A 17,054-nucleotide genomic window follows, 5' to 3' on the forward strand; every position below is an offset into this window, starting at 1 on the left:
AGCGCCGCGACCGGGGACCGGTCCGCGAGACCCGGTCGAACGCCCCGGGGCGTTCGGTCAGATCAGCACCACGTCATATTGTTCCTGAGTATAGAGCGCCTCGGCCTGGAGCCGGATCGGTCGACCGATGAACTCCTCGAGTTCGGCCAGGTGCGCCGACTCCTCGTCGAGCAGCCGGTCGACCACCTCCTGGGAGGCGAGCACCAGCAGGCTCTCGACGTCGAACTGACGCGACTCGCGCATGATCTCGCGGAAGATCTCGTAGCAGGTGGTCTCGGCGGTCTTGATCGAGCCGCGACCGCCACAGCAGGGACAGGGCTCGCAGAGCACGTGCTCGAGCGACTCGCGGGTACGCTTGCGGGTCATCTCCACCAGACCGAGCGAGGAGACCTCGGTGATATGGGTCTTGGCGTGATCGCGTGCCAGACACTTCTCGAGGGCACGCAGCACTTGGCGCTTGTGCTCATCCTCGGTCATGTCGATGAAGTCGATGATGATGATGCCGCCGAGGTTGCGCAGGCGCAACTGCCGACAGATCGCCTGCGCCGCCTCGAGATTGGTCTTGAAGATGGTCTCCTCGAGGTTGCGATGACCGACGAAGGCGCCGGTGTTGACGTCGATGGTGGTCATCGCCTCGGTCTGATCGATCACCAGGTGACCGCCGGACTTGAGGCTGACCTTGCGATGCAGCGCCTTGCGGATCTCGTCCTCGACCCCGTAGAGATCGAACAGCGGACGCTCGCCCTGGTAGAGGTCGATACGATCCTTGATCTCGGGGATGTACTTGGCGGCGAAGGGGATCGCCTTGTCGACCATGGCGCGCGAATCGATGCGCACGCGCTCGACGTCCGGGGTGACCAGATCGCGCAGCGCGCGCAGCGCCAACGGCAGGTCCTCGTGGATCAGGCCGTCGCCGGAGGCGTTGGCGCAGCGCTCCTTGACCCCGCGCCAGAGCCGATCGAGGAAACCCATGTCGCGCACCAGCAGGTGCTCGTCGACGCCTTCGGCGGCGGTGCGGGCGATGAACCCGCCCTGCCCGTCGTGATCGTCGACGAAGGCCTGGAGGATATCGCGCAGGCGCCGCCGCTCGTCCTCGTCGTCGATCTTCTGCGACACGCCGATGCCGCCGAGGGCGGGCATGCACACCAGATAGCGCGAGGCGACCGAGATGTTGGTGGTCAGCCGCGCACCCTTGGTGCCGAGCGGGTCCTTGACCACCTGGACGACGATCGGGTCGCCCTCGACCACCAGGTCCTGGATGTGCTCGCTGAGCGGCTCACCATGGGGACCGATGATGTCGGATGCGTGCAGGAAGGCGGCGCGCTCCAGACCGATCTCGACGAAGGCCGCCTGCATCCCCGGCAGCACCCGACAGACCCGGCCCTTGTAGACATTGCCCACCAGACCGCAACGTTCGGCGCGTTCGATGATGATCTCCTGCACCACGCCGTTCTCGACCACGGCGACACGAGTCTCGGGTGGCGTGACATTGATCAGGATCTCTTCGCTCACGGGAGGTTCTCACTTATGGATTTGGATATGGAGATGGGGGCGCGCGCGCCTGGCGGCACGCGCGCGAAAACCATGAGCCGGCGGTCGCGCCGCGACCGGCGGCGCGATCGGTTCACTGCGTGAACCCGTGGACGAATCAGTCCTGACCGGGGGGCGAGGCGCCGAGCACCGGGATCCCGGCCTCGGCCAGCAGCGTCGCGGTCTCGAACAGCGGCAGCCCCATCACCCCCGAGTAACTGCCCGCGATCGCGGCGACGAACACCGCGCCGAGCCCCTGGATGGCATAGCCGCCGGCCTTGTCGCGAGGCTCGCCGGTCGCCCAGTAGCGCGCGGCCTCTGCGGGCGCGACCTGGCGGAAGCGGACCCGGGTCTCGCTGAGACGCAGCGACTCGCCGGCGGCGCCGACCAGGGCCACCGCGGTGAGCACCCGATGCTCGCGCCCGGAGAGCAGCTCCATCATCTCCAGCGCGTCGGCGCGATCGCGCGGCTTGCCGAGGATGCGGGCGTCGACCACCACCGCGGTGTCGGCGGCGAGCACCAGGGCATCGGCGCACGCGGCGACCTGCGTCCAGCCGGCCCGACCCTTGTCGCCGGTGACCCGGCGCACATAGTCGCCGGGGGCCTCGCCGGGACGGACGGTCTCGTCGACCTCGGCATCGAGGCGCGTGAAACGCACGCCGATCTGCTCGAGCAGCTCGGCGCGTCGTGGCGAGCGCGAGGCGAGATGGAGGCGCGGCGCGGCGGCGTCCATCTCAGTCGCCACGATGGTAGGGGTGGCCGTGCATCAGCGACCAGGCGCGATAGAGCTGCTCGGCCAGGATCACCCGGACCAGTGGATGGGGAAAGGTGAGGCGCGAGAGCGACCAGGACTGCTCGGCGCGGGCCAGACAGCGCTGATCGAGCCCATCCGGACCACCGACCAGCAGGGCGCGATCGCGACCGTCGGCGAGCCAACCCTCGAGCGCCTGGGCGAGACGCTCGGTGCTCCAGGACTGGCCACCGCCGTCGAGCGCGATCACCGCCGCGCCCTTGGGCACTGCCTTGAGGATACGCTCGGCCTCCTCGGCCTTGTAGCGCGCCACGCTGCCGTTCTTGACCCGGCGTGCCGGCTCGATCTCCTGGAGCTGCAGGGCACACTCCGGGGGCAGGCGCTTGGCGTACTCGGCATAGCCCTGCTCGACCCAGCCGGGCATGCGACGTCCCACGCTGATCAGCTGAATCCGCATCCGCTCCCTACCCGTCTCGCGCCCATCGTCTCTCCTCGGATCCCGTCCATTCGCCAGGGTCGCCATCGGCCCCGCCCCGGGGCCGCGCCCCACATCGCAACCGACGATGATAGCCGTGAGCCACCCCCGACCGCCAACCGCGCTGATGCCGACTCGCTGCCCACCCACTCTAACGGGTATACTGGTGTGTCGCAGCAAGCGTGATCGGGCGTACGCACGGGCAAGACGCCCGCTGCGCCGCGATCGATGCGCGCCACCCCAATCCATGCGTCCGGCGCCGCGTCCCCCGCCCTCGAGCCCACCACGATACCGGCCTGCGGCGCGCCGAGCGCGCGCATTCGCTGTGTCACGCCATGAGCAGCGGGGATCGACCCCGCCACGAGAGAGACTGCGGCGCGACCGCAAACCATCATTCGGAGACCCCGATGTCGGAAGAATTCGACCAGAGCGCACTCGAGTACCATCGTTACCCCAAGCCCGGCAAGCTGGAGATCAAGGCCACCAAGCCGCTGGCCAACCAGCGTGACCTGGCGCTGGCCTACTCGCCCGGCGTGGCCGCGGCCTGTCGCGAGATCACCAAGGACGCGCTGGCCGCCTCCGAGGTCACCGCACGCGGCAACCTGGTAGCGGTGATCAGCAACGGCACCGCGGTGCTCGGGCTCGGTGCCATCGGCGGTCTGGCCTCCAAGCCGGTGATGGAAGGCAAGGCGGTGCTGTTCAAGCAGTTCGCCGACATCGACGTGTTCGACATCGAGGTCGACGAGCGTGATCCCGAGGCCTTCATCGAGACCGTCGCCCGCCTCGAGCCGACCTTCGGCGGCATCAACCTCGAAGACATCAAGGCCCCGGACTGCTTCATCATCGAGAAGGCGCTCAAGGAGCGCATGGGCATCCCGGTCTTCCACGACGATCAGCACGGCACCGCGATCGTGGTCTGCGCGGCCATCCTCAACGGCCTGCGGGTGGTCGGCAAGGACATCAGCAAGGTGCGTCTGGTCACCGCCGGCGCCGGCGCCGCGGCACTGGCCTGTGTCGACCTGCTGGTGACCCTCGGCCTGCCCAAGGAGAACATCACCCTCACCGACATCGCCGGGGTGGTCCACGAGGGCCGCACCGAGGAGATGGACCCCTACAAGGGTCGTTACGCCCAGGCCACCGAGCAGCGTACCCTGGCCGAGGCGATCGAGGGCGCCGACATCTTCCTCGGGCTCTCGGCCGCCGGCGTGCTCAAGCCCGAGTGGCTGGGCAAGATGGCCGGGTCGCCGATCATCATGGCGCTGGCCAACCCGGTCCCCGAGATCATGCCCGATCTGGCTCGCGAGGCGCGTCCGGATGCGATCATCGCCACCGGTCGCTCGGACTACCCCAACCAGGTCAACAACGTCCTCTGCTTCCCCTTCATCTTCCGCGGCGCACTCGACTGCGGCGCCAGCGAGATCAACGAGGCGATGAAGGCCGCCTGCGTGCGCGCCATCGCCGACCTGGCCATGGCCGAACCCTCCGACATCGTGCGCGCGGCCTACGGCGGCCATCAGCTGAGCTTCGGCCCCGAGTACCTGATCCCCAAGCCGTTCGACCCGCGGCTGATGGAGCACCTCGCACCGGCGGTGGCGCGCGCGGCGATGGAGAGCGGCGTGGCCACCCGGCCGATCGCCGATCTCGAGGCCTATCGTCGCGACCTGCACGCGCGCTCGCACCGCACCGGCATCGCCATGAAGCCGGTGTTCGACCAGGCGCGCATCGCCCCCAAGCGGGTGGTCTTCGCCGAGGGCGAGGAGGATCGGGTGCTGCAGGCCGCGCAGCAGGCGGTGGCCGAGGGCATCGCCCGACCGCTGCTGATCGGTCGCCCCGAGGTGATCGGCGCGCGCATCGAGGCCCTCGGCCTGAGCATGCGTCCCGAGCAGGACTTCGAGGTGGTGGTGCCCTGCGAGAACCCGAACTTCGAGAACCACTGGCAGGCGGTCTACGAGCGGGTACAGCGACGCGGCTATGCCCCCGACGAGACCCGCGAGTACATCCGCAACGACCCCACGGTGCTGGCCGCGGCCATGGTCCGCTGCGGTGACGCCGACGCCATGATCTGCGGCGTGGTCGGGCGCTATGCCCGTCACCTGCGTCATGTCGAGGAGGTCATCGGCACCGCCGCGGGCGTCACCCACCTCACCGCGATGAACGCCGTGGTGCTGGAGAAGGGGCCGCTGTTCATCGCCGACACCTATGTCCAGGCCGACCCCGACGCCGAGCAGCTCGCCGAGATCACCCGGCTGTGCGCGGCCGAGGTCGAGCGCTTCGGCCTCACCCCCAAGGTCGCGCTGCTGTCGCACTCGAACTTCGGCAGCCACAACTCGCCCTCGGCGCAGAAGATGCACAACGCGCTGCAGCTGCTGCGCGAGCAGGCCCCCGAACTCGAGGTCGAGGGCGAGATGCACGCCAACCTCGCCCTCGATCCCGAGGGCCGGCTGGCGCGCTTCCCCAACTCGCGTCTGACCGGTGCGGCCAACCTGCTGATCATGCCCAACCAGGACGCCGCCAACATCGCCTTCAACCTGCTGCGGATGCGTGACGAGGGCGCCTCGCTCGGTCCGATCCTGCTCGGTTCGGCGCACGTCGCCCACATCGCCACCCCCAGCACCACGGTGCGCGGGCTGCTCAACATGACCGCGCTGGCCGCCGTGCAGGCCGGCTGACCCGCCACGCTGCCGACAGAAGCTGTCAGCTGACAGCTTCTGTCAGTCCCGCCCGCTCGCCGCGACAGCGTCACGGCATCTCCTCGCGGCCCCCGCGAAACAAAAAACAAAAACAAAACAAATAGATAAAAACAGATCACGCGTCTACGAGAAGCGTGGCATGCCTCATGCATTTACTAAGCGCAGGCAAGGCCCCGAAGGACGCACAGATCGGCGCCAGACGCCTGAAACAAAGAGAAGCCGGCCCCATCGGCTCGTGAGGTCGCACAGACCACCAGACACGGGACGGGGCGCGGCGCCGGGCAGTCCACGGCGTCGCGCCCACAGGGTCAGCCGGGCAGGATCAAACGTCGGCGCGCTCACTCCCCCCGGGCCCCGACGCCCCTGACCGTGCAGCGAAAGGAACTGAGCATCCCCGGGGAACGCGGCACTCCTCCTCGCGTCTCCCCAAGGTTGGCCATCGTGATCCGTGGCGGCGGATCCGATGGCCCTTTTATTTCCTCTCCGTCTCGTCCATGCCGACCTCGAGCTGACGACGCTGCCAGAGCAGGGTCAGCACGATGGCCACCACCACGGCGACCACGGCGACCGCCACCGCGGCATCGTCGAGGAAGGCGATCGCCACCGCGCTCAACATCAACACCACCCCCACCCCGGCCATGCGCAGATGCCCGTAGATACCGGCGAGCAGCGCCGAGAAGCCGAGCAACAGCACCATCATCAGCCCCATCACCGCGTTGTCGAACACCGACTGGAGCTGCGGCAGATAGAGCAGTCGCACCAGTACGAACAGCGCCGCCCAGTGCGCCAGGGTACGCACCACGAAGGCGGTACGCGCACCCGAATCGGACTCGAAACCGTCCCAGCCGACCCAGAGCGCAAGCGCACCGAACAGCGGGATCAGCACCTGCCAGTAGAGCAGCGCGGTCCCCGGGACCAGATTGGTCAGCCCAACCCCGATGATGACCGCGACATAGAGCACGACATAGGGCCACTCGGCCAGTAACAGACGACGCAGACTGCCTGCAGCGGGACTCGACACGATGCCACCTCCTGTCAGCATGAATGGTGTCCGGCCCCGGGGCCGGACGCGACTGCTGCCCCAAGGGTAGTACCTCTGAGCACGACCTGCAGGGGCGGCGCGGGCTTGCGCCAGACCCTTTGATACCGCTAGCGTAGCCGCACGCCACCGCCCCAACCCGACCGGATCCCGGATGCCCCAAGCCGACGGCCAGACCGCCACCGACTGGCGACAGACCCTGCTCGCCCTGTTCGAGCGCCGCGTGATCGCGATGCTCTTCCTCGGCTTCTCGGCCGGGTTGCCGCTGCTGCTGATCTTCTCCTCGCTGTCGCTGTGGCTGCGCGAGGCCGGGATCGAGCGCAACGCGGTGACCTTCTTCAGCTGGGCCGCGCTCGGCTATTCGTTCAAGTTCGTCTGGGCGCCGCTGGTCGACCGACTGCCGTTGCCGCTGCTCACCCGCGCACTCGGACGCCGCCGCGGCTGGCTGCTGCTCGCCCAGCTCGGGGTCTCCGGGGCGATCGCGCTGATGGCCTTCACCGACCCCGCCGGCGGCGAGTCGGCGCTCGCGCGCATGGCACTGGCCGCCACCCTGCTCGGGTTGACCGCCGCGACCCAGGACATCGTCATCGACGCCCTGCGCATCGAGTCTGCGCCAGCACGACTCCAGGCGCTGATGTCCTCGACCTATATCGCCGGCTACCGCATCGGCATGGTGGTTTCGGGGGCCGGCGCACTCTATCTCGCCGCCTGGTTCGGCTCGACGGCCGAGACCTACAGCTATAGCGCCTGGCGCAACACCTATCTGGTGATGGCCGCCACCCTCGGCGTCGGGCTCGTCACCACCCTGCTGATGCGCGAGCCCGAGACCAGAGAACGGCTCGCACACCCTTATCCGGGGCGCGACTATCTGCGTCTGGTGGTGGTGTTCGTGCTGGTGGCGGCGAGCTTCGTCAGCGCCTTCTTCCTCGGCGCGCCACTGTTCGCCGCGCCCGCCGGCGACGCACTGCTGCGCTTCGTGCTGGAGGTGGCCCATCTCGCCGCGGCCATCGCCGTGGCGGCGACGGTCGGCTGGGGGCTGGTGCGCCTCGGCCTGCTCGAGCGGCGGCTGGCGCACGAGACCTGGATCGAGCCGGTGGCCGACTTCTTCTCGCGCTACGGGCTGCGCACCGCGCTGCTGCTGCTCGCGCTGATCGGGCTCTACCGGATCTCGGACATCGTCCTCGGGGTGATCGCCAACGTTTTCTATCAGGACATCGGCTTCACCAAGCCGCAGATCGCCTCGGCGGTCAAGACCTTCGGGGTCTTGGTGAGCATCCTCGGCGGGCTGCTCGGCGGCGTCCTCGCCACCCGTTTCGGGGTGATGCGCATCCTGCTGCTCGGCGCCCTGCTCTCGGCCCTCACCAATCTGGTGTTCGTGCTGCTGGCCTACGCCGGCAACGAGCCGCTGCTGCTCTATCTCGCGGTCAGCGCCGACAACCTCGCCGCCGGGCTGGCCAGTGCGGCCTTCGTCGCCTTCCTCTCGAGCCTCACCAGCATCTCCTTCACCGCGGTGCAGTACGCCATCTTCAGCTCCTTGATGACCTTGCTGCCCAAGGTCCTCGGCGGCTACTCCGGCTCGCTGGTCGACGGCCTCGGTTATCCCGGCTTCTTCGTCTTCACCACCCTCATCGGTATCCCGGTGGTGGCGCTGGTGTGGCGGGCCGGACGGCTGTTGCGCGACGCGCCCTGAGCCACCCGTCCCGCCCGGGGATCAGACCGCGCCCCAGGTGGTGCGCTTGGCCTCGGTCTTGGTCGCGAGCATGGTCTCCAGGTCGCGACTCGGCAGGCCCGGCCGGTAGTCGGCCAGGGCCTCGAACACCCGGATCACCTTGTCCTCGCCGGAGAGCCCCTTGAGGTCCTGCTTGTCGAGATAGCAGCACTCGGTGAGCGCGTTCCACACCACCCCGTCGCTGTGCTGGATCAGCACATAGGGATGCCCCTGGATCTCGACCTCGGCGCTCTCGGCGACATTGTCGATGAAGAGCACCGGACGACACTCCGGGGCGAGTACGTCGTGGAAGCGCGCGACGAACTCGGGCAACTCGTCGATGCTCGAGAAGTTACCCACCACCATCTTCAGCTGGCTCTCGTCACCGACCATCACCGCCTGCTTGAGCACCGCCTTGGGCGGGGTGCGCTTGCCGGTCGAGGCCTTGAGCTCGCCCTCGAGGACGACGAACTCGCCGCGAAAGACCTGCAGTCCCTCGCGGCTCGGCGCCCCGAACAGGGTCTTGAGCCAGAACCGTTCCTGTTGTTGATAGGTATCGAGCAGCATTGATCAGGATCTCCACAAAGGACGGGGAATCGGGGCGCGTCCGTCGGGGTGGGAATCTCACAGTGATGTCGGTTTTGCCACCAAGGGGTTCTGAGCCAATCTGCGTTCTGGTGCCGCAACCGCTTGCCGATCAAGGAAATACTCACCCGACGGAACACGGGTTCGACCCCGCAACGGGGTCGCAGTCGGGAGATAGCAAGAACGAGGCCCACTCTCGACCACCGAGACCGTCATCGCGCTGATCTATAGTGATCGGGATGCGCCGGCATCACCGGTCGGCGCCACCGCCAAGGCGAGGCCCCGCATGACCGATCCGCAGCACCTCTATCTGTCCCTGATCCCGCAGGCACTGATCGCCTCGATGCTCGCCCCCGAGGCGTTCGGCAGCTATTACTCGATCGGCGCCAAGGTCCACGTCCAGGGCGAGTCGATCTTCTTCGAGGTCGACCCCGGATTCCGCGACGCCGACCTGCCCTTCGAGCTGATCGAGAAGCGCTGCGTGCGCACCCCCGAGGGCGCGCTCAAGCGCTCGGTCTATCTCGCCATCTACCGGGTGCTCGAGCGCATCCCGGTCGCCGCCCTCGGCAACCTCCATCTGGTCACCAACGACGGCAAGACCCTGACCCTGGAGCGCGCACCCTACCAGCCCCACCCCGAGCCGCGCTCGCACCTCTACCAGGAGTTCAGCCCGGTCACCCCGCTGGTCGCCAGCCGGCTCGAACCGCACGACTTCTGCGACTTCATCACCGATCCGGACAACCCGGTGCACGTCCCCCGAGTGGTGTTCTCCGAGCTGCGTCTCGGGGCGCTGGCCACCGATCCCGAACACGGCGCGGCCGACGACCTGCCCTATCCCAACCTCGCCCATCTGCGCGACGTGCTGGTCGAACTCAACAGCGACACCACCACCAAGTCGAGCAAGCTGGTGCTGCGCCAGGTCAAGGCCGGGGTGCTCTATCGCATGGTGCACAACGGTTTCTATGTCGGCGATCAGCAGGACTTCGCCTACTACCCCTTCCCCGATCACGGGCTGCTCGAGGACCAGTACCGCGACTGGTGGCGCTCGGCCCAGCTCGGTCCGCTCGCATGACCCGAAACCCCGTCAGGGAGACCACCGATGAACGAGATCGCCTTCTGGATCGCCCCCGTCGCCGCGCTCACCGCGCTGGTGGTCGCGGCGCGCTTCTTCCGCGAGATGCTTGCCGAGGAGCAGGGCAACGCGCGCATGCGCGAGATCGGCGACCATGTCCGCCACGGCGCCATGGCCTATCTGCGCCAGCAGTATCGGCTGATGCTGCTGGTGTTCGCGTTGCTCACCGCGCTGTTCGCGCTGCTCTCCTACGGGTTCGGGCTGCAGAGCACCTGGCTGCCGGCGACCTTTGTCTGCGGCGGGCTGTTCTCGGCGCTGGCCGGTTACATCGGCATGCAGACGGCCACCCGCGCGGCCACCCGCACCGCGGCGGCGGCACGCACCTCGCTGCCCCAGGCGCTGCGCATCGCCTTTCGCAGCGGTGCGGTGATGGGGCTGGTGGTGGTCGGACTCGGACTCGGCAACATCGTCGTCTGGTTCGCCCTCGCCGACTGGTTGTTGCCGGCCGGAGAGGATGCCGGGGTGCGCATGGTGCTGGTCACCACCACGGTGTTGACCTTCGGCATGGGCGCCTCGATGCAGGCGCTGTTCGCCCGGGTCGGCGGCGGCATCTTCACCAAGGCCGCCGATGTCGGCGCCGATCTGGTCGGCAAGGTCGAGAGCGGCATCCCCGAGGACGACCCGCGCAACCCGGCGGTGATCGCCGACAACGTCGGCGACAACGTCGGTGACGTCGCCGGCATGGGCGCCGACCTGTTCGAGTCCTACTGCGGCTCGATCCTCGCCGCCTGCGCCCTCGGCGCCGCGGCCTATGTCGGCGACCCGACGCTGCAGATCAAGGCGGTGGTGGCGCCGATCGCCATCGCCGGGCTCGGCGTGCTGCTGTCGATCCTCGGGGTCTTCCTGGTGCGCACCCGCGAGGGCGCCGACCAGCGCGCCCTGCTCGGCGCGCTCTCGCGCGGGGTCAATGCCGCCGCGGCGCTGATCGTCGTCGCCAGCGCGCTGCTGCTGTGGGCGCTCGGTGTCGCCAACCCCTGGGGGATCTGGGGCGCGGTGGTCAGCGGACTGCTCACCGGCATCGTCGTCGGTCGCGCCACCGAGTACTACACCTCGCCGAGCTATGCGCCGACGCTGCACATCGCCCAGCAGGCCGAAGGCGGACCGGCGACGGCGATCATCGCCGGCATCGGGGTGGGGATGCTGTCGACGGCGGTGCCCATCCTCGCCGTCGGCGCCGGCACCCTGGTCGCCTTCCTCTGCGCCTCGGGCTTCGACCCCGGGGCGCTCAACCAGGGGCTCTACGGCGTGGCGATCGCCGCCGTGGGGATGCTCTCGACGCTCGGCATCACCCTGGCGAGCGATGCCTACGGACCGATCGCCGACAATGCCGGCGGCAACGCCGAGATGAGCGGCCTCGGCCCCGAGGTCCGCGCCCGCACCGACGCACTCGACGCCCTCGGCAACACCACCGCCGCCACCGGCAAGGGCTTCGCCATCGGCTCGGCGGCGCTCACCGCGCTGGCGCTGATCGCCTCCTATGTCGAGGTGGTGCGCATCGAGCTGATCCGCACCGGGGTCGTCACCCTCGAACTCGGTCACGAGGTGGTGGTCGCCACCGCCGGGGCGACCCTCGCCGACTTCATGACCTATTTCGACGTCACCCTGCTCAACCCCGCGGTGCTGGTGGCGGTGCTGCTCGGGGCGATGGTCGCCTTCGTCTTCAGCGGGCTGACGGTGCAGGCGGTGGGGCGCGCAGCCGGGCTGATGGTCGAGGAGGTGCGCCGTCAGTTCCGCGCCGACCCCGGCATCCTCGCCGGCACCTCGGAGCCGGACTACGAGCGCTGCGTGGCGATCTCGACGCTCGGTGCCCAGCGCGAGATGCTGGTGCCGGCGCTGATCGCGGTGAGCGCGCCGGTGGCGGTGAGTCTGCTGCTGGGGGTGGCGGGGGTGATCGGGCTGCTGGTCGGGGGGCTGTCGAGCGGTTTCGTGCTGGCGGTGTTCCTGTCGAACTCGGGCGGCGCCTGGGACAACGCCAAGAAATACATCGAGGCCGGTCACCACGGCGGCAAGAACTCACGCGCCCATCGCGCCTCGGTGATCGGCGATACCGTCGGCGATCCCTTCAAGGACACCTCGGGGCCGAGCCTCAACATCCTGGTCAAGCTGATGAGCGTGGTGGCCATCGTGATGGCAGGGGTGAGCACCAGCCACAGCCTGTTGTGAGCGGCGGGGCGCCCGGCCCGAGGGGGGCCGGGCGGGGTCGGTCTAGATGTGGGTCGAGAGCGGAGCCTCGTGGGCCAGCGGCTCGCCCAGCTCGTCCCAGCTGAACAGGTTGAAGGCGCGATGACCGTTGTGATCGAGCACCCGCAGGTCGTCGGTCTCGGTAAAACCGTTGGTGACCTTGCGGAAGTGGCCGCCATAACGCTGTTCGGCCAACTCCAGCGGGATCTCATAGGCGAGAAACTTGGGGATCCCCTTGTTGTTGAGCCGCTCGAGCAGCTTCGGATTCTCGATCGAGTCGTAAGAGGTCAGGATCACGATCGGGCCGTTTCCGGTCAGAAGCATGGCGCATTTCATAACCAACTCCCCTGGTTGACCGCCCGCGCGGGCGCGGTGCGGTGCGGTAATGAAGGCAGGACTGCCTGTCGGGTCGGCATGCGCAAACCGGCATGCCTCCGTGGCCCGATTCTAGCACCGCCTCAAAACCTCGGGGCCGCAGTCGATCGCAAACCTGCGGGTCAGACACCATACGGATCTCGATACCAGTCACGCAGCACTTGCAGGTCACGCGCCGGCAGATAGTCGTAGGCGCCCATCAGATCGGCATGCACCGCCTCGACCAGTTGGTGCGACACCCGCGGGCTGGTCAGCATGTGGAAGTACCAGGCGAAGGGATAGCCCAGGCGGCGGTCGAAGGCGTGGAGCTGGTTGGCCAGCGCCGTGCCGCGCATGCCCTCGCCGACGGTGAGCGGCGGGGCGGCGGCGCAGGCCGCCACCGGTCGGGCGCTGCCGCGTCCTCCGCCATCGCGCACCGCGACAATCCAATGGTGACAGAGCTGCGCCTGTTCACCGGCGGAGCTGCGCGCCCAGTCGGCGAAGAAGCGCCGCAACCCGGCGTCGTGCTCCTCCAGGGTGTCGAGACGCAGCAACCGTCGGAACACCAGTCGCGGCGCCCCCACCGGCTCGGGCTCGACCTTGGGGACATCGACCGGGTCGATGAACTCGCCGAGCCCCTCGGGGAACCAGTCGGGATCGGTCAGTGGGCGCTCGAACACCTCCTGAAGCTCCTCGACCTCGATCTGGATGGCGGCATCGGGGCTGTGCCCGGTGGCAACGGTCAGGTAATGGGTGCGACCCTCGACCCGGGTGGCGAACAGACGCCCCTGCGGCAGCTCGTCGAGCATCTGCTCCAGATCACCGCCGGCGGCGGCGAGCGCCGCCTCGGCCCAGGGGCGGATCTGTTCGGCCACCCGCTCACCGTCGAGATCGACCACGCCGCCGAGCCGATACCAGCCGCCGCGGGTGAGGACGTGGCGCAGCGGCCAGGCCGGGAACAGCCGTTGGAGTGTCCTGACCAGGGACCCGATCCCGCCCTCGGGCGGACAGTCCTGACAGTGCCGTGCGACGGCGAGTTCGAGTTCGGCGACAGGCGGGTGGACGGTGGTGCTGGCGATCATCGTCATCGGACTGGACTCGATTCGGTGACAGGAGCACGGGCCGGCCCCCGGCTCATGCGTGGGTGGCGAGCAGCAACCCGCTGGCCTCGGCCGGATCATCGGTCAGGGCGGCGCAACCCGAGGCGCCGGCGCCGACCAGATAGAGGCTCACCCCGGGCAGCTCGCGATAGGGCTCGCGGACGCCGACCTCATCCTCCAGACAGAGGGTGAAGTGCAGCTCGTCGAAACTCTCGCGCAGCGCCTGCACGGCCTGCGCGTTGACACCGATGCGCGAGACCACGGCAACGACCTGCTCGATCCGCTCGGGCGCGATCATGCCGCGCCCCCGCTCCGGGCGCCCGCCTGCCCCATCGCCTTGGCCAGCCACGGCGGGACATGCCCGGCGAGAACGCCCTGCAGCTCGCGCAAGTGCGCACGCGCCTCGCCGCCATCGGCGACGCGGATCGGATGGACGTCGACCTTGACCACCTTGGCCGCGGCCGGTCCCCCGATCGAGGCGACGTAGAGCAGCTGACAGTCGGCGATCAGACCGGCGCGATAGCTGTTGCGATCGTCCTCGGCCTGACTGTCGTCGATCTCACGGACCTCGATCAGCCGCATCGCCTCGGCCGAGACCTGATAGACCAGGAAGCGTCGCGCCGCGCCGAAATGGCCGTCGAGCTGCTCACCCGAGTCCGAGGCGCAGGCGACCCGGATCGAGTCCGGCAACTCACCCTCGGCATAGGGCTCGGGCAGCGGCGGCGGCTGGGTCTCGCCGGCCTCGCCCTTGAGGATGGCGAGCGCATCCCTGAGACGCTCGGGCTCGAGGTCGGCGAGCGCGCCGTCGGCACCCTGGCGCAGATCGCGCAATCGCAGACGATCGAGCTTGTCGGCGGTCGGCGGCAGTCCCAGGGTGGTCTCGAGCACGCGCAGCAGGCGCGCGACATCGATCTCGGGGAGGATGCGGGCGGCGAGCCCGATACGCAGCGCGATGTCGTCGGAGAGTGGTACGACGGTCATGAGGGTGACTCCCTGGTGTTGGCGGGGCCCGTCCCGATGCGCCGGGACGGGCCGGATCCGGCTCAGGCCGGGACGATGCAGTCCTCTTCCATGCAGGCGTCGAGACACTGCGGCATCCCCGGTTCGCCCTCGCCATCGCACTCGGTACAGGTTGCGGCGTCGATCCGGTAGACCCCCTTCCAGGGGCTGATCGACTGGTTCGGGCAGGCCTGCTGGCAGTCGCCGCAGGCGGTGCACAGGTCGCGCAGGATTTGATAGGCCATGATTGGGTACCTCCTCAGGGCGGTTCAGTCGTCCACGCGGCGAAAGCGCAGCGTCGTGGGGAAGCTCGGCGGCGGGCTGATCGGGTCGATGTACCAGCGCGAGCCGTCGGTCAACGCCACCTCCCCGCCCCAGCGCTCGGCGCTGTCCTGTTCGACCGAGGCGATGGTCTCCTCCATGTCCTTCTTGGCGACATAGAAGAGCAGCGCCCCGGTTTCATTCTTGCGGATCATCACGTTAGGCATCGGTTTCGCCTTGTCTGCGATGCGGCGGGAAAAACCGCGAAGACGCGAAGAGCACCAAGAGCACCTACCCCGTCCACGGTATTCGGTTTCCAGGCTCTCCGGCCCGCGCGCATCTGATGGATCGGCACACATGGGGTGCTTACAGACCTGCTTCTGTTTCGCTCCGGGCGACCTTGCGAACAGCCTTTGCGTCCACCAAGAGTCGGGCGAGCGATGGTCGGCAGCGCACCCCACGTGCGTGGCTCGACCGCGAAGGCAGCGGGACGCGCCCATCACACCTTTGCGTCCTTGGCGCCTTCGCGGTTCCAGGTCAGCGCACCAGGTCGTAGTTGAAGTCGGTCACGCCCATCTCGCGCGTCTCCTCGTCGAGGCGCTCGAGCACCGCGTTGACCAGGGTGGTGAGGATGTACATCGCGCCCTCGTAGCCCATGGTGGTCATGCGGTGGAGGTGGTGACGGTCGAAGATCGGGAAGCCGATGCGGATCAGCGGCACCTCGGCGTCCTTGCCCTTGTGCAGGGTGTCGCGCTGGATGAACTTGCCGTAGCTGTTGCCGATCAGGAAGTCGGGCTTGTCGGTGAAGCACAGCGAACGCAGGTGCCAGAGGTCGTGGTTGACGTAGACCTTGCCGGAGGCGCCGTAGGGCGACTCGGCGAGCAGCTTCTCGACGGCCTTCTTCCAGCGCTTGTTGGCGTGGCTGCAGAGGATGTGGGTCGGCTCGGCGCCCAGCTCCATGAGGAACTGGGTCATGCCCATGACGAAGTCGGCGTCACCGTAGAGCGCGAACTTCTTGCCGTGCAGCCAGGTGTGGCTGTCGGTCATCATGTCGACCAGACGGCCGCGCTCGCGGGTCAGCGACTCGGGGATCGGCTTGCCGGTGAGCTCGGAGACCTTCATCAGGAAGTCGTCGGTCCACGCCAGCCCCATCGGGATGTTGAGCGCCGGGACATCGTGCTTCCAGGTCTGCTGGGTGAACTTCTTGGTCTTGACCAGCTGCCAGGGCTGCAGCAACAGGGTGTCGACGGCGTTGGGCGCATCCTTGACCTCGGCGATCGAGGTGCCGCCGTCGTACATCCGGAATTCACCGTCGGCCGGGGTATCGAGCACCTCGGCGGGATCGCACAGCAGGCTGTAGTCGACCCCCATCTCCTGCATCATCCGGTGCATCACCCGGTAGTTGCCGAGATAGGTCTCGAAGCCCGGCACCAGGTTGATCTTGCCGTTGGAGCCGACGACCTTGTCCTCCATCGCGTTGAGGGTGAAGTAGCGCTGGATGCCCTCGAACATGTTGTCCCAGCCGGTGGTGTGGCTGCCGACGAAGCTCGGGGTGTGGGCAAAGGGCACCGGGAAGTCCTCGGGGACGTGACCTTCCTTGCGCGCGTTGCCGATGAAGGCGTTGAGATCGTCACCGATGACCTCGGCCATGCAGGTGGTGGAGACGGCGATCATCTCCGGCTTGTAGAGCGCGCGGGCGTTCTCCAGCCCGTCGAACATGTTCTTCTGGCCGCCGAACACCGCCGCGTCCTCGGTCATCGAGTCCGAGACACAGGCCACCGGCTCCTTGAAGTGACGGTTGAAGTAGGTGCGGAAGTAGGCCACGCAGCCCTGCGAGCCGTGCACATAGGGCAGCGTCTTCTCGAAGCCGAGCGAGCAGAGCACCGCACCGAGCGGCTGACAGGCCTTGGCCGGGTTGATGGTCAGCGCCTCGCGCTTGAAGTTGAGTTCCTGGTACTCCTCGGTGGTGGTCCAGGCGAAGGTCTCCTCGATCTTCTCGGGCGAGGCGACCTCCTCGACGGTCTCGCGCTTGTTGGCGAGGCTCTCGACATAGTCCGCGTCGCGGAACAGCGGATAACAGGGCTTGATGTTGTCGACGGTCTGGCTCATGGCTTGTGCTCCTGCCGCGCCGCAAATCCGCGGACGACGGCATCGGGTCCTGGGAAAGAGAAGGTCTTGAACCGCAAAGACGCAAAGGACACCAAGGGATGCTGGCAGGTCGGCTGGCTCCACCGCACGGCAGAAGGCCA

General features: G+C 68.1%; 16 protein-coding genes. 4 read left to right on the forward strand and 12 right to left on the reverse strand.

Annotated features, from left to right (window positions below; translation table 11 throughout):
- Window positions 1-57: 57 nt before the first annotated feature.
- From rng to rlmH, 3 genes are all read right to left on the reverse strand, one after another.
- Window positions 58-1,512, reverse strand: coding sequence for a ribonuclease G (gene rng / locus EDC29_RS13545; RefSeq protein WP_123140152.1), 1,455 nt, complete (start codon window positions 1,510-1,512; stop codon window positions 58-60).
- Between the two features lie 136 nt (window positions 1,513-1,648).
- On the reverse strand, window positions 1,649-2,263 hold the full coding sequence (locus EDC29_RS13550; RefSeq protein ID WP_132230305.1) for a Maf family protein: 615 nt from the start codon (window positions 2,261-2,263) through the stop codon (window positions 1,649-1,651).
- Window position 2,264: 1 nt separating this feature from the next.
- Entirely contained in the window at window positions 2,265-2,738 is a 474-nt protein-coding gene (gene rlmH, locus EDC29_RS13555) for a 23S rRNA (pseudouridine(1915)-N(3))-methyltransferase RlmH (RefSeq protein ID WP_123140150.1), read from the reverse strand.
- Between the two features lie 425 nt (window positions 2,739-3,163).
- Between rlmH and EDC29_RS13560 the strand changes: the two genes are divergently transcribed.
- The gene (locus EDC29_RS13560; protein ID WP_123140149.1) at window positions 3,164-5,425 is read left to right on the forward strand and encodes an NADP-dependent malic enzyme; all 2,262 of its coding nucleotides are present in this window, start codon (window positions 3,164-3,166) and stop codon (window positions 5,423-5,425) included.
- Between the two features lie 493 nt (window positions 5,426-5,918).
- Here the strand turns inward: EDC29_RS13560 and EDC29_RS13565 are convergent, their stop codons facing one another.
- On the reverse strand, window positions 5,919-6,467 hold the full coding sequence (locus tag EDC29_RS13565; RefSeq protein ID WP_123140148.1) for a hypothetical protein: 549 nt from the start codon (window positions 6,465-6,467) through the stop codon (window positions 5,919-5,921).
- A 172-nt stretch (window positions 6,468-6,639) separates the two neighbouring features.
- Between EDC29_RS13565 and EDC29_RS13570 the strand changes: the two genes are divergently transcribed.
- Window positions 6,640-8,175, forward strand: coding sequence for an AmpG family muropeptide MFS transporter (locus EDC29_RS13570; protein WP_123140147.1), 1,536 nt, complete (start codon window positions 6,640-6,642; stop codon window positions 8,173-8,175).
- A gap of 21 nt (window positions 8,176-8,196) precedes the next feature.
- Here the strand turns inward: EDC29_RS13570 and EDC29_RS13575 are convergent, their stop codons facing one another.
- Window positions 8,197-8,760: a hypothetical protein gene (locus tag EDC29_RS13575; protein WP_132230307.1), complete on the reverse strand. Its 564-nt coding sequence runs from the start codon at window positions 8,758-8,760 to the stop codon at window positions 8,197-8,199.
- Between the two features lie 304 nt (window positions 8,761-9,064).
- On the opposite strand from EDC29_RS13575, the gene EDC29_RS13580 reads away from it, so the two are divergent.
- Together EDC29_RS13580 and EDC29_RS13585 are read left to right on the forward strand one after the other, a co-directional pair.
- Entirely contained in the window at window positions 9,065-9,850 is a 786-nt protein-coding gene (locus tag EDC29_RS13580) for a hypothetical protein (protein WP_132230309.1), read from the forward strand.
- A gap of 27 nt (window positions 9,851-9,877) precedes the next feature.
- A complete protein-coding gene (locus EDC29_RS13585; RefSeq protein ID WP_132230311.1) occupies window positions 9,878-12,073 on the forward strand; it encodes a sodium-translocating pyrophosphatase in 2,196 nt (731 codons plus the stop codon).
- 42 nt (window positions 12,074-12,115) lie between these two features.
- Here EDC29_RS13585 and EDC29_RS13590 read toward each other — a convergent pair whose 3' ends face one another.
- The 7 genes from EDC29_RS13590 to nifK all read right to left on the reverse strand — a co-directional run bounded on the left by EDC29_RS13590 (window position 12,116) and on the right by nifK (window position 16,914).
- The gene (locus EDC29_RS13590) at window positions 12,116-12,415 is read right to left on the reverse strand and encodes a hypothetical protein (protein WP_223806118.1); all 300 of its coding nucleotides are present in this window, start codon (window positions 12,413-12,415) and stop codon (window positions 12,116-12,118) included.
- A gap of 173 nt (window positions 12,416-12,588) precedes the next feature.
- Entirely contained in the window at window positions 12,589-13,533 is a 945-nt protein-coding gene (locus EDC29_RS13595; RefSeq protein WP_132230313.1) for a hypothetical protein, read from the reverse strand.
- Between the two features lie 46 nt (window positions 13,534-13,579).
- Window positions 13,580-13,843: a DUF6129 family protein gene (locus EDC29_RS13600; RefSeq protein ID WP_123142865.1), complete on the reverse strand. Its 264-nt coding sequence runs from the start codon at window positions 13,841-13,843 to the stop codon at window positions 13,580-13,582.
- Window positions 13,840-14,526 (reverse strand): dinitrogenase iron-molybdenum cofactor biosynthesis protein, encoded by a 687-nt coding sequence (locus tag EDC29_RS13605; protein ID WP_132230315.1) that lies wholly within the window; start codon window positions 14,524-14,526, stop codon window positions 13,840-13,842. Before EDC29_RS13605 ends, EDC29_RS13600 begins: the two co-directional genes overlap by 4 nt.
- 62 nt (window positions 14,527-14,588) lie before the next feature.
- Window positions 14,589-14,789, reverse strand: a complete 201-nt coding sequence (locus tag EDC29_RS13610; RefSeq protein ID WP_062275278.1) for a 4Fe-4S binding protein — start codon at window positions 14,787-14,789, stop codon at window positions 14,589-14,591.
- A gap of 24 nt (window positions 14,790-14,813) precedes the next feature.
- Complete coding sequence (gene nifT, locus EDC29_RS13615) at window positions 14,814-15,032, reverse strand: putative nitrogen fixation protein NifT (RefSeq protein ID WP_005224876.1); 219 nt, start codon at window positions 15,030-15,032, stop codon at window positions 14,814-14,816.
- Window positions 15,033-15,342: 310 nt separating this feature from the next.
- Window positions 15,343-16,914 carry a nitrogenase molybdenum-iron protein subunit beta gene (nifK, locus tag EDC29_RS13620; RefSeq protein WP_123140139.1) on the reverse strand — a complete coding sequence of 524 codons (1,572 nt, stop codon included), beginning with the start codon at window positions 16,912-16,914 and terminating at the stop codon, window positions 15,343-15,345.
- Between the last annotated feature and the right edge of the window lie 140 nt (window positions 16,915-17,054).

The organism is Marichromatium gracile (assembly GCF_004343155.1).
Taxonomy (GTDB): domain Bacteria; phylum Pseudomonadota; class Gammaproteobacteria; order Chromatiales; family Chromatiaceae; genus Marichromatium; species Marichromatium gracile.